We start from the raw sequence: 12,948 nt of genomic DNA, 5'->3' as shown, positions 1-12,948 counted from the left end.
GGCTACGCTGAATAAGGCCCGTCAAAGCACCGGCTCGGGTTGATGCGGATCGATTTCGGTTCAACATGTCGCCAATCGACCTTTCCTGTGGCCGATCGAGCCTGGTTGCTGGGCTTTTCTGACCGATTGCCTTGCTCATGGGCGCACCTGTGCAATCAGCCTTGATCGGCTCAAGTAGATGTTGGCCAGTGCCAGGGCCGTGAATGCACGTGTGGCATTCTTGGCCAGCCCCCGGTAGCGCACTTTGCCAAAGCCCCACAGCCGCTTGACCACGCCGAACACGTGCTCCACACGCGCGCGGATGCGTGACTTGTTGCGGTTCTTCGCTTTGACTGCCTCGTCCACGACGCCGTTGCGCTTGGTGCGCTGGTTGGTGAAGTCCCTGGCTTCGGGCGCCTTGCCTTCGATCAGCTTCTTTTGGCTGGCATAGGCCGAGTCACCGTACACCCGTCGCTCATTGCCGTGCAGCAAGTCGGGCAACGGATGCTTGTCATGCACATTGGCTGGCGTCACCACGGCGCTGTGGGTCAGCCCGCTCTGGCTGTCCACCCCGATGTGCAGCTTCATACCGAAATACCATTGCTTGCCCTTGCGAGTCTGATGCATCTCGGGATCGCGCGCCTTGTCCGCGTTCTTGGTCGAACTGGGCGCGCCGATGATGGTGGCATCCACGATAGTGCCGGTGTTGACCTTGAAGCCCCGGGCCTGAAGTTCTTGCCCTACCTTGGCGAACAGGGCTTCACCAAGCTTGTGTTCATTGAGCAATCTACGAAACTTCAGCATCGTGGTGGCATCGGGCACAGGTTCGCAGCCCAGATCAATGCCTGCAAAGCGGCGCAGGCTGGCGCTGTCGTAGAGGGCTTCCTCACAGGACAGGTCTGCCAGGTTGAACCAGTGCTGAATGAAATGAATGCGCAGCATGCGCTCCAGGCCTATGGGCGGGCGACCATTGCCTGCCTTGGGGTAGTGCGGTTCGATGACTTCGCACAGTGCTGACCACGGCACGATCGCCTCCATGGTCGCCAGAAACTCATCTCGCCGCGTGGGCTTACGGTATTGCTCGTAGCCCGATTGGTCGGCGGCCATGGCAAGGGTCTGTTGTTTCATCGTCGTGTAACGCTTGAGCTTCGCACGTCGTGGACCTTAATCAGCATTGCCTTAGGCGTATGCAGGCCGACGCTGTACAACTGGAAGAACCAGCTACTTGGCCGTGAGGCTCCCGCATCCATGAAACACAGCAACAACTCACCGCCAGTGCCAGAACGGGCGGAGCTGGAGCGCCAGCTCGAATCACTACAACGCGACATCCGGCAACTGCAGCTCGAACGCGATCTCTTGAAGAAGGCCAATGAAATCGTAAAAAAAGGCCTGGGCGTCGATCTGCAACTCCTGACCAACCGGGAGAAGACATTGCTGGTTGACGCCCTCAAAGAGCGCTATGCCCTGCCAGAGCTCCTGGCTCAGTTGGATCTGGCGCGCAGCTCGTACTTCTACCATCGAGCCCGTGCAAAGGTGGCAGACAAGTACCTTGCAGTGCGGCAAACCCTCGCCGACATCTTCGAGCTGAACCACCGCTGTTACGGCTACCGCAGGCTGCAGGCGTCGTTGACCAGGCAGTGCGTCACCATCTCCGAGAAGGTCGTGCAGCGGTTGATGAAGCAAGAGAGCCTGGTCGTTGCCAAGCCCAAGCGGCGTCGGTACGGCTCCTACCTGGGCGAAATCAGCCCAGCGCCCGAGAACCTCATCAATCGCGACTTCCACGCAGCGGCCCCGAACGAGAAGTGGCTCACCGACATCACAGAGTTCCAGATCCCGGCCGGCAAGGTGTACCTGTCGCCCATCATCGACTGCTTCGATGGCCTGGTCATCAGCTGGACCATTGGGACACATCCCGACGCTGAGCTGGTCAACACGATGCTGGATGCAGCCATCGAGACGGTGGTCGATACCAACGACCGGCCGGTCGTCCACTCTGATCGTGGAGCACACTATCGCTGGCCCGGTTGGCTATCGAGGATCGGCGACGCGAAGTTGATTCGATCAATGTCGCGCAAGGGGTGTTCGCCTGACAACGCGGCGTGCGAGGGCTTCTTCGGACGGCTGAAAACGGAACTGTTCTATCCTCGGGACTGGAGGACCACAACCATTGAGCAGTTCATTCAAATACTAGACTCATACATCCGCTGGTACAACGAGAAGCGGATCAAGATATCTCTTGGCTCTCTTAGTCCCATCGAATACCGAGAGAGTCTTGGACTTACGGCATAAACCAGTCCAAGTTAATATCCGCACCCCCAATGGGTCAGATTTCGATGGAATTCAACACCCTGGCAGACAGTGCTCTGTCATGAAATCGCTGGCACCCGGGACCTTGCAAGCTCCCAGGACACGGCATTGCCACGTACCGCAGCCGTCACGCTCTGCCCCAACCGTGACTCCAAGACGGGCCGCCAGGGAACCAGGCTGAACCCCATACCATCATTGAGCAATGATAGACCCCGGAAGAGGGGTGAGTGCCGGCTGAGCCATAAAAGGCGGCGGGCGATTTTGCGGCCCAGTCTTGGGAGTTTCGAAGTTGCCAGAGTGGCCTACTTGGTGTACCAAACCAAGGGGCCAGCGACGTTCCGGAATTGAAAAAGCCCTTGAGTCCGTTAAGAATCAAGGGCTTGCATATCTGGTGGCCTGGGGCGGAATCGAACCACCGACACAAGGATTTTCAATCCTCTGCTCTACCGACTGAGCTACCGGGCCTGAGCCTCACATTATATATCAGCTTCGGGAGTGCCCTGCAGGCTTGCTGCTGCCTCTATCAGGCGCCGCGTTTGCCTCGCGTGAGATCCACGCCGAGCTGCTTCAATTTTCGGTAGAGGTGGGTGCGCTCAAGGCCGGTTTTTTCCGCCACGCGGGTCATGGAACCGCCCTCCTTGGCGAGGTGAAATTCGAAATAGGCCTTTTCAAATTCGTCGCGCGCATCGCGCAGCGGCTTTTCGAGCAGGAAACTTTGTGTGGCTTGCGGCCCCAGGTCAACGGGCACAGGCAAGGTCCCGCCCGTCATCACCGCTTCAACCGTCATGTCGGCTGTATGAGTCGCTGGGCTGTTGTTGCTCAACGCGGCAGGTTTGCGCGGGGCGGTCTTGGTAAGCCCCTGCTCCACCGCTTTCAAAAGCTTTTGCAGCGTAATGGGCTTTTCCAGAAATGCCATGGCGCCAATCTTGGTGGCCTCCACCGCCGTGTCGATCGTGGCGTGACCGCTCATCATGATGACGGGCATCGTCAGAAGGCCGCTGGAGGACCACTCCTTGAGCAGTGTCACGCCGTCAGTGTCGGGCATCCAGATGTCCAGCAGCACGAGGTCCGGCCTGGAGCGGCCACGAGCGGCGCGCGCCTGCGCGGCGTTCTCGGCGAGCTCGACCTGATGTCCTTCGTCATTGAGAATTTCTGAGAGAAGGTCGCGTATGCCCAGCTCGTCGTCGACCACCAGAATATTTGCCATGATTGAATTGCTGCCTGCCTGTTATTTGCGATGCCGTGCGGATATCGAAGTGTTACTGAATGTGTTGCTACGCCACAACTGCAAATGATAACGACACTTGCGCACCCTGCACCAAACCATCCGTAACGCGATTGGAAATATCAACACGCGCGCCATGCTCATCTGCAATTTTTTTGACCACTGCGAGACCCAGGCCCGTGCCTTTGACCTTGGTGGTGACGTAGGGCTCGAATGCACGCTTGAGGATGTGTTCCGGAAAACCTGTTCCGTTGTCGCGCACGGTTAACCGTACGCGCTTTGACGTGTCGGAATACTCTGTTTTGAGCGTGACGCGCCCGCCTTCTTTGCCCTCTTGAGCGTCCTGGGCGTTTTGCAGCAGGTTATGAATGACCTGGCGCAGTTGCTGGTCGTCACCCTGGATTTTGGGTGCATTGGGGTCCAGCTCGGCGACCACCGGAACGGCGGCGCTGCCGCTGCGCAGTTCGCTGTGGCCATCACTGAGGTAGAGCTGCATCACGTCGCTGACCAGCGCGTTCAGGTCGACCGGCTTCAGTTCCGCGGCTGGCAGCCTGGCATAGTCGCGGAATTCATTGACAAGCCGCTTCATGGCATCGACCTGGTCCACGATGGTTTTGACGGACTTGGTGAGCAGCAACTGCTCCGACTCTCCGACCTTTCCGGTGAGTTTCATCTCAAGGCGCTCTGCCGACAGTTGAATAGGTGTGAGCGGATTCTTGATCTCGTGGGCCAGGCGGCGAGCCACCTCACCCCAGGCCTGTGCACGCTGGGCCGACACCATTTCAGACACGTCGTCGAACACAAGTAAAAACTCTTCGGTGCCCGGCATCTTGGCCCCGCGTGCGATCAAGGTGATGGCATGGTCTGGTGCGCCCGGTACGGCCGCGTTGAGTTCAAAAGACTGCTGCCAATGCTCAAGCCCGTGCGGCGCGCCGTCGCTGAGGTAATCGGTAAACTGGGCCAGCACGTCTTTGGCAAAACCGCCCAGCCCCGGCACTTCGCCCAGCGATTTCCCGTGGTACACAGCCAGCGGCGCGCGCAGGATGCGCGTGGCGCCCGGGTTGCTCGACTGGATGCGGCCACGCACATCGAGCACGATGACGCCGGCGGTGAGGTTGTCCAGAATGGTTTGCAGATTGGCGCGCGCAGCGTCGACCTGGCTCATGCTTTGCTGCACGGCCGAGCGGGCATCGGACAGTTGCTGCGTCATGTCGGCAAATGAACGTGTGAGGCCGCCCAGTTCGTCCTTGCCCTGCAATGCGGCCTTGGGTGTCAGGTCGCCCTGCGCCACCTGGCGCACGCCTTCTGCCAGCACCAGCAGCGGCTTGGCCAGCTGGTTGCCCAGCACAACGGCCAGCAGCACAGCACCGAACACGGCGAGAAAAAGGCTGAGCGTGAGCGTGCCTATGTACATTTTTCGCAGACCGCCGCGCGCCAGAGCGCGCTCCTGGTACTCGCGATTGGCCTCCTGAACGGCCACCGCGTTGGCCACCAGACTATCAGGCAGCAACTGGGTCACCTGCAAAAAGCGCGAATCGCCCAGCACGTTCACATTGGGATTGTTCACCACCGCAATCGCCTTGACGCGAGCTGTTGACCCCGGCGCCGTGCCCGGCGGGCCGCCCGTGGTCAGCTCGCCGTTGCCGGCCGACACCACCTCATCAAGGCCTTCAATCTGCGTCACGACACGCTGCGTACGCGCCGTGCGCAGCTGCTGAACCGAGGGACGTTCGGGTTTGAGCAGAAAGCGCGATTCGCCTGCGCTGGCGATCACCTGGCCTGAGGAGCTCCAGAGCACCACGTCGCTTGCCTGAAGCTGGTCGCGGAGGCGTTCCAGCGCCAGGCCCGCCATGGCCTCGGGCGTCTCCGCGATTTGGGTGGCAGCCTGCCGCGTCTTGTTGCCAAGGTCGGCGGCCAAGGTGTCCAACGTGGCGCGGCCCAGGTTCAGCCCGGCCGCCAATGCGCCTTCGACTTCGACGTCGAACCAGCTTTCGATGGAACGCGACACGAACTGGTACGACACCACGTAAATCATCAGCCCCGGCATGAGGCCCACCAGCGCGAAGATGGCGGCCAGCTTGACCAGCAGCCGGCTGCCGAAGCGGCCCCGGTACAGCCGCACCGCAAGGCGCAACACGATCCACCCGATGACCAGCAGCAACAGGCCGGCCACGGCCACATTGAGCACGAAGAGGAGCGCGTAGTTGCGCTCGTAAAGCTCCCGGTTGCCGGTGGCCTGCGTCAGCAGGAACATCAACACCAGGCCCAATGCCGCGATGGCCCCGACACCCACACCGACAGTCCAGCGAAAAGCCTTGCTGCTCCTGAGGGAGCCTCCACTGACTGTCAGGCTCACTTGGTGCCCTCAACGCTGGCGGCCGCAGGTGTGGCGGGCTCCAGCTTCAACCGCTCCCGGACCTGCGCGGAAATCGTCCAGTCTTTCTGGCCCGCTACACCGATCTGGAAGGGGCGTGGCAGCTGTGTCAGGTCCAGCCTGAAACTGAAGTCGAGCTTGTGAACGGCCTCGGGATCGATCTCGGCTGCCTCGGCGATTTTCCAGCGTGCCACACGCTGGATGGCTGAAAGTGCTTCGGAAAGGGTTTCGTAATTCTGGTTCAACGTGGCACGCAGGCCTCCAGAGCTGGTAATGAGGCCTGAAGCGATGTTGACGCGCCAGCGGCGTGTCAAGGGCTGGTAGGCCAGCCGAATGGTGCGCGCCGCGCTAACGACACGCGGGTCCGTCCAGTACCAGCGGTCGCGGTAAATGTCAGCTTCGACCACGAAAAAGAGCGGAATCCCCTTGAGCAGGGCGTCTTCCACCACTGCGGGAAGTTCAAACCGCACCAGGGCGGACAGGTGAACACCGTCATCGCCGCGCTCAACGCGCAGCTGTGTGATTTCAGTCGCCGACACTTGCCCAGGCACGCCCAGCACAAGGCAAAGGCACAGGGCAAGCAGAACACGCACTGCGCCGCCCACGGCGCGCCGGCAATCAGCTGCCGCGTTTTTCAAGGAGTGCGTAATAAAAACCGTCGTGCTCACGCATCAAATTGTCCGGGAAGACCGTCGCTTGGGCGCCACTTTGAGGCAGCAAATGCCCCGGCGAGGGCCGTAATAGGGCATCGGTGTGGTGCGTAAGAAACGTTTGCACCTGGTTGTCGCCCTCCGCGCGAAAAACCGAGCAGGTGCAGTAAAGCAAGCGCCCACCGGGCTTGAGCAAAGGCCAGAGCATTTTGAGCAAATGGGCCTGAATATCGGCCAGTTGCGCGATGTCGGTCGGCCGGCGCAACCAGCGCACATCGGGGTGGCGCCGCACGATGCCTGAGGCCGTGCAAGGTGCGTCCAGCAGGATAGCGTCGAACGCCCGCCCATCCCACCAAGTGTCGGGCTGGCCGGCATCCCCGACGCGGATGTCGGCCTGCAGCCCCAGGCGCTGCAGATTCTGCTTGACGCGCTCACAGCGGCGAGCGTCGATGTCCAGCGCTGTCACGTCGCAATCGGCGAATTCAAGCAGGTGGGCCGTTTTGCCGCCCGGGGCAGCACACGCATCCAGCACCTTCAGCCTTCCGGTTTCCCCGCCCTCGGCCTTCAAACCCTCCAGAAGCAGAGGCGCTGCCAGCTGCGCCGCAGCATCCTGTACCGAAAAATGCCCTTCGGCAAAGCCCGGCAGCGAGTTCACGGCCTGCGCATGGGCAAGGATCACGCCTTGTTTGCCGACAGGGGTTGCTTCAATATTGATAGCTGCTAGCGCCCACTGGTATTGGGCCTGAGTCGTTTTTCGCTCATTAATCCGCAAAATCAGCGACGCCTGGGTGTTGTTGGCCCGCAAGATGGCTTGCCAATTCTCCGGGTGGTCCTTGCGCACCCGGTCTATCCACCACTGTGGATGGTTCCACACAGCCTGCGGGCTTTTTTCGGTGCGCGCCACCAACTCGTCACGTTCGCGTAAGAACCGACGCAAGCAGCCGTTGATAAAGCTGGCCTGGTGCTGCGTGGCGTCGCCCCGCTTGGCCGCTTCAACAGCCTGATCCACAAGGGTGTGCGCGGTGTACCTGGCCCCCGGGGGGGCCGATTTCCCTAGGGGCGGCTCGTTGGAAAACTGCTCCGTCCTGCCGACATCGATTTCATTCCAGGCCAATGCCAGCGCCACGCACAGCAAGGCGTCGGCCTCAGGCGGCGGCGGGCGGCGGGCCAGTTGCTGGCGCAAGGCTTCGGCGCGGCTCAGCCAGCGCAGGGTGTGAAAACCCAGCGCCTGGACGCCGGGCCGCAACGCAGCATCCACGTCTTCGAGGGCGGCGGTCATGGACTGGCCGTCACGCACGGCCATTAAAAGGGAAGCAGCGCCCTGAAGTTGGCGCCACAAGGGGACTTGTTGGGTCGAGTTGTCTTGCATTAGGCTCACGAATGTCGCCCAAAACGGGCGGCTATCCCGTATTAGACCAGCCGCAAGCCCTCTCACCGTTTACCCCGAATTGCAAGCAGGGGCCGCGGGACCGGCTTTGCCGGACCGCAGGCGCAGCGGCCCCTCGGGGGCAGGGAGTTACGCGAAGCGAACGACCGTGGGGCTAACTAAGCGTATCCGCCCAGATATTGCTGGCCCAGTTCAGCGCATAGACGCCTTCGAGTTCGGTGGGCCCGGTGCTAACGCCGCCGGAGCCCGCAACTGCTTTGAAGGTTTTCTCGGCTGCTACGTACTCGTGCACGCTGGCCACATGAATCACGCTCTTGTTGTCGACAAAGCTGTAGCAAGTGTTGGTCAGCATGGGCGCCGGGTTGACGTCCCAGCCGGACAGCTGGGCCACGATGGCGGCGGCGGCGACCTTGCCGTGGTTGTTGGCCATGTGGCCGCTCTTGGGCATGGCTGGCGCGACCTGAATGGAGTCGCCGAGCACGTGAACATCTTTTGCGGCGGTGGATTCGAAAGTCAGGTAATTGACCCCGCACCAGCGGTTGTTGGCCTGGTTGTTCAGGCCCGCCTGCACGGCAATCGTGCCGGCGCGCATGGCGGGCAGCACATTGAGCACGTTGGCCTTGACGTCGTCCTGCACATCGAACTTGATAATGCCGGCCTTCGCATCAACCGACGTGGCCTTGTGCTGGCCGCGGTATTCGACGATACCCTTGTATTGCTCGGCCCACACCTTTTTGAAAAGCGGCCCTTTGGAGGTGACATCGGGATTGGCATCCAGAATCAGCACCTTGCTGCGGGGCTTGGCCGCCTTGAAATAGCCCGCGATCACGGAGGCGCGCTCGTAGGGGCCGGGGGGGCAGCGATAAGGCGCTTCCGGAATAGTGATGGCGTAGACACCGCCATCGGGCATGGCCTCGAGCTGGCGGCGCAATGCCACGGTTTCCGCACCGGCCTTCCAGGCCTGCAGTACCTGGCCGGAGGTGTTGGCGTCCTTGAGCCCTTCGATGCTGCCAAACATGAGCTCCACGCCCGGTGAAATCACCAGCTTGTCATAGGCGATGGTGGCGCCGCCCGCAAGCGTGACGGTTTTCTTCGCGGTGTCGATGGCGCTGGCATAGTCCTTCACCACCGTGATGCCGTGGTTGCGCGATAAGCCCGCATACGACGTGGTCAGGTCTGCCATCTGCTTGCCACCGCTGAGCACCAGATTGGAGATGGGGCAGGAAATAAAGGCGTCCTGCGGTTCGATCAACACCACGTCGATCTTGTGGTCCGACAGCAGCCGGACGTATTTGGCGGCGGTGGCGCCACCGTAGCCGCCGCCTATCACCACGACTTTGGCTTTGGAAGGGATCGAGGTTGTGGCGCAACCCGCCATGCCCAGCAGGCCGAGGGCTGCGCTTGACTGCAGGAAAGAGCGGCGTTTGAAGCCCGCCAACGAGGCGGTGCGAAGAGGCGTGTTCATGGTGTCTTCTCCTTACTTCTTTTGGGCAGAAAAGTAGGTGGCCAGCGATTCGATCTGCGCATCGTTGAAACCTTTGCTGATCTGATGCATCACAGTGGCCGGCCGCGTGCCGGCCTTGAAGGCCTTCATTTGCGCGACGATATAGCCCTTGTCGAGGCCGGCCAGCGAAGTCAACGCTGAACCTTTCGCCGCTTTGCCATCGGTGCCGTGACAGTTGGCACACGTGGCCGCCAGGCTTCTGGCATAGAGCGCTTCCTGTGTTCCGACGCTCTGCGCCTGCGCCTGCGCCTGCGCTCCGGCGCTGAACGCGAAGCAGAGCAAAGGCAGTGCAAATTGCTTGAAGCCCGCGGGCATGGCAAGGCGTGAGGTTTTCATGGGTTCTCCTGTCATTTGGGGCTACCTGCTTCGGCTGACAATTTAACGCGGTGCTCCTGGCACCCTATAGGGAGTATCCAGTACTTGGGCAAGGATTGAGTCGCCCCGTTCAAACCATTGGCGATGCACTTATTGGCAAGTCATCTTCGGCCACAGCGCGTCAAAAAATGGCGTCCGGCCGCGTCGGCATTTCATCGTCGCGTTGTGTGGGAAGCGCTTCCATCGAACGGCCATAGATGCAGCGAATTCGCTCGGCCAGCGGTGGGTGACTGGCGAACCAGTGGCTGTCGACACCGGTGCCCACCAGCAACATGTGCTGCACGGCCGGGTGGGCATTGCGCGGCGCAAGCCCCCGCTCCTGCTGGCCCACGACCTTGCGCAGCACGCCGCCCAGGCCTTCTTTGCTGCGCGTGAACTGCACGGCGCGCGCATCGGCCAGGAACTCGCGCTGACGTGACACCGCAGCTTTCAGTGCGCGCCCTGCAAGCCATCCCAGGGAGCCGGTGGTCATGATGGCAAAGCCCGGCACGGCGAGGAGAGAACGCCTGCCGTTGCCGTCTTGACCGCACATGCTGCGCCCAAGGTTGAAGATCATTTCAAGCCCGAACACCATGCCCGCCAGCCGCATGTTCAACCGCGTGTCGCCCTCGCGCAGATGGCTGAACTCATGCGCCACCAAACCCTGCAGTTCGTCGCGGGTCAGGTAGTCGAGCGCGCCGCGAGTGACCGCCACCACCGCATCTCCCTCATCCCAGCCGGCAGCAAAAGCGTTGATGCATTCTTCGCGGTCAAGCACCATGGCAAGAGGCGGCCGCATGCTGGCGGCAATGGCCAGCTCGCTCACGATGTTGCACAGCCTTTGCTCGGACTCGCGGCTGGCCGGCCAGGCTTCTCTGGCTCCAGCACGGCGTGCCAGCTTCTCACCGCCGCCTTTCAGCACCGAGGTTTCCAGCCACCAGCCGCCAAACACGAACAGTAAGGTCACGCCGGTGTTGACCGCAAAGAAGTAGGCCGGATAGCCGCTGAAGCCGGGGGCGACCAGCCGCCACGTAAGCGCCAGCGCCGCATTGACAGCCAGCACCAGCCCCAGCACCGTCAGGCCAAGTAGCGCCAACAGACGGAGTGTCTGGGCGCGCGCAGTTTCCTGCCGTTCAAAAAAACGCATTAGCCATCTCTCGGATCATCTCAGCCTTCGATGCATCAGAGCGTTCAGGAAGACGTGCGGAGGGTTCAAACCAGCCAGGGCCGCGGAACCGGCTTCGCCGGGCCGCAGGCGCAGCGGCCCCCTTGGGGCTGGAGCCTGCGGCTCCGAACCTGCTTGAGCAGGTTTGGACAGGCGACAGAAACGAAGCCTCTGGCGAGCGGCGGCCTGCAAGGCCTCGCGCAGTACACGCAGTGACAAGCGTGGGAGCCCCCATTTCTAGAGCTGTATCCGAACCGCCTGCCGCTCGACCGGCGTTTCCGTCGACCGCAGCATGGCCGAAGGCGCAAACCCAAACGTGCGGGCAATCAGCAGCGCGGGAAACTGCCCCTGCGCATTGTTGTAGTCCAGCACGGCATCGTTGTAAGCCTGGCGGGCAAAACCGACCTTGTTTTCAGTGCTGGTGAGCTCCTCGCTGAGTTCACGGATGGTCTGGTCGGCCTTGAGTTCGGGGTAGGCTTCGGCGACGGCAAAAAGGCGCCCCAGGCTACCGTCCAGTGACTGCTCGGCGGCGGCCAATGCCACCACCGCGCCGGCATTGGCGGGTCGGCTGCGCACCGCATCGCTGGCCGTGCGCGCCTGATTGCGCGCAAGCATCACCGCTTCGAGCGTGCTCTGCTCATGTTGCAGGTATTTTTTGGCGGCCTCGACCAGATTGGGGATCAGGTCATAGCGGCGTTTGAGTTGCACGTCGATTTGGCCGAACGCATTGGCAATGATGTTCTTCAGGCGGACCAGCCGGTTGTAGGCGCCCACGGCCCAAAAAACCAGCAAGGCAAACACGGCGATGAAAACAAGGGTGCTAAGGGGCATGGGAGTCCTCGATGCAAACATGACTGACAACTTGCCCGAACGTCTGCTCAGGCGGCTGCCGCGAGATTAACTGGTTTTAGGCCATGGCGACAAGCTGATGCAAACCGGTCAGTCGGCATTTTGCTATTCTTTTGATAGCTGGTTGCGCTCATCCGGAAAGGGCAGACACCGTATTCAGTCAAACACCTCACGTACGCGAACGCCACGCGGCCAGGCAGAAATAAAAAAGGCCCCACACCCTCGCGGGCATGGGGCCTTGCGCCTGTCAGGGCGCGAGTGCGGAGCAGCTTACTCGGAAGCGGCGCCTTCGCTACCAGCTTCCGCTGCGGCGGGCATGGCTTCCAGCTCAGCCGCTTCGGCTTCAGCAATGGCGCGGCGCTCGGCGTCGTCCATCTGGTCCTTGGCCTTGCGCGCCTCGTGGTACGCCATACCTGTGCCGGCAGGGATCAGGCGGCCGACAATCACGTTCTCTTTCAGGCCACGCAGCTCGTCGCGCTTGCCCATGATGGCAGCCTCGGTGAGCACGCGGGTGGTTTCCTGGAAGGAAGCCGCAGAGATGAACGAATCGGTCGACAGCGACGCCTTGGTGATACCGAGCAACAGGTTGGTGAACACGGCTGGAATCTTGCCATCGGCGCGCAGTGCGTCGTTCGCATCAAGAATGACGGAACGCTCGACCTGCTCACCGGCGATGTAGCTGGAGTCACCCACGTTCTCGACGACAACACGGCGCAGCATCTGACGAACAATCACTTCGATGTGCTTGTCGTTGATCTTCACGCCCTGCAGACGGTAAACGTCCTGCACTTCGTCGACGATGTAGCGGGCCAGCTCTTCCATGCCCAGCAGGCGCAGGATGTCTTGCGGGTCGGCTGGGCCGTCCACAATGCTTTCGCCCTTGTTGACCACCTGGCCTTCGTGCACCAGGATGTTCTTTTCCTTCGGAACCAGGTCTTCCCAGACCTTGCCTTCAGGATCGGTGATCTGCAGACGAACCTTGCCTTTGGTCTCTTTACCGAAGGACACGGTACCCGTCATTTCGGCCAGTGTGCCCTTGTCTTTTGGCGTACGGGCTTCGAACAGCTCGGCAACACGCGGCAGACCGCCGGTAATGTCACGGGTCTTCTGGCCTTCGATCGGGATACGGGCCAGCACTTCGCCGGGGCCCACGT

At 61.5% G+C, this 12,948-nt stretch carries 9 protein-coding genes, 1 tRNA gene and 3 pseudogenes; 1 reads left to right on the top strand and 12 read right to left on the bottom strand.

Going from position 1 to position 12,948, the window contains the following annotated elements:
• Positions 1-135: 135 nt before the first annotated feature.
• Positions 136-1,107 (bottom strand): IS5 family transposase, encoded by a 972-nt coding sequence (locus ABI546_RS04575; protein WP_348044554.1) that lies wholly within the window; start codon positions 1,105-1,107, stop codon positions 136-138.
• A gap of 39 nt (positions 1,108-1,146) precedes the next feature.
• Between ABI546_RS04575 and ABI546_RS04570 the strand changes: the two are divergent.
• A pseudogene (locus ABI546_RS04570) lies at positions 1,147-2,268 on the top strand (IS3 family transposase); the annotation flags it as partial.
• A gap of 77 nt (positions 2,269-2,345) precedes the next feature.
• On the opposite strand, the pseudogene ABI546_RS04565 reads toward ABI546_RS04570, so the two are convergent.
• From ABI546_RS04565 to ABI546_RS04515, 11 genes and pseudogenes are all read right to left on the bottom strand, one after another.
• Positions 2,346-2,492: pseudogene (locus ABI546_RS04565) on the bottom strand (DUF3363 domain-containing protein); the annotation flags it as partial.
• A 183-nt stretch (positions 2,493-2,675) separates the two neighbouring features.
• Positions 2,676-2,751 (bottom strand) — tRNA-Phe (locus tag ABI546_RS04560).
• 58 nt (positions 2,752-2,809) lie between these two features.
• Positions 2,810-3,493 carry a response regulator gene (locus ABI546_RS04555; RefSeq protein WP_348044552.1) on the bottom strand — a complete coding sequence of 228 codons (684 nt, stop codon included), beginning with the start codon at positions 3,491-3,493 and terminating at the stop codon, positions 2,810-2,812.
• 67 nt (positions 3,494-3,560) lie between these two features.
• Positions 3,561-5,867 carry an ATP-binding protein gene (locus tag ABI546_RS04550; RefSeq protein ID WP_348044550.1) on the bottom strand — a complete coding sequence of 769 codons (2,307 nt, stop codon included), beginning with the start codon at positions 5,865-5,867 and terminating at the stop codon, positions 3,561-3,563.
• Positions 5,864-6,523 carry a DUF4390 domain-containing protein gene (locus ABI546_RS04545; protein WP_348044548.1) on the bottom strand — a complete coding sequence of 220 codons (660 nt, stop codon included), beginning with the start codon at positions 6,521-6,523 and terminating at the stop codon, positions 5,864-5,866. The genes ABI546_RS04550 and ABI546_RS04545 overlap by 4 nt, the downstream gene beginning before the upstream one ends.
• Entirely contained in the window at positions 6,504-7,904 is a 1,401-nt protein-coding gene (gene rsmB, locus ABI546_RS04540; protein WP_348044546.1) for a 16S rRNA (cytosine(967)-C(5))-methyltransferase RsmB, read from the bottom strand. The genes ABI546_RS04545 and rsmB overlap by 20 nt, the downstream gene beginning before the upstream one ends.
• A 172-nt stretch (positions 7,905-8,076) precedes the next feature.
• The gene (locus ABI546_RS04535; protein ID WP_348044544.1) at positions 8,077-9,387 is read right to left on the bottom strand and encodes an FCSD flavin-binding domain-containing protein; all 1,311 of its coding nucleotides are present in this window, start codon (positions 9,385-9,387) and stop codon (positions 8,077-8,079) included.
• Positions 9,388-9,399: 12 nt separating this feature from the next.
• Complete coding sequence (locus tag ABI546_RS04530; protein ID WP_348044542.1) at positions 9,400-9,762, bottom strand: c-type cytochrome; 363 nt, start codon at positions 9,760-9,762, stop codon at positions 9,400-9,402.
• A 160-nt stretch (positions 9,763-9,922) separates the two neighbouring features.
• Positions 9,923-10,927: a M48 family metalloprotease gene (locus ABI546_RS04525; protein ID WP_348044540.1), complete on the bottom strand. Its 1,005-nt coding sequence runs from the start codon at positions 10,925-10,927 to the stop codon at positions 9,923-9,925.
• 255 nt (positions 10,928-11,182) lie between these two features.
• Positions 11,183-11,776, bottom strand: coding sequence for a LemA family protein (locus ABI546_RS04520; protein WP_348044538.1), 594 nt, complete (start codon positions 11,774-11,776; stop codon positions 11,183-11,185).
• A gap of 288 nt (positions 11,777-12,064) precedes the next feature.
• Positions 12,065-12,948, bottom strand: a pseudogene (locus ABI546_RS04515) (DNA-directed RNA polymerase subunit beta'); the annotation flags it as partial.

The sequence above is a fragment of the Polaromonas sp. genome, from assembly GCF_039932935.1.
GTDB lineage: Bacteria > Pseudomonadota > Gammaproteobacteria > Burkholderiales > Burkholderiaceae_C > Polaromonas.
The sequence above is the reverse complement of the archived record's forward strand: the minus strand, read 5'-3'. Positions and strand labels throughout refer to the sequence as shown.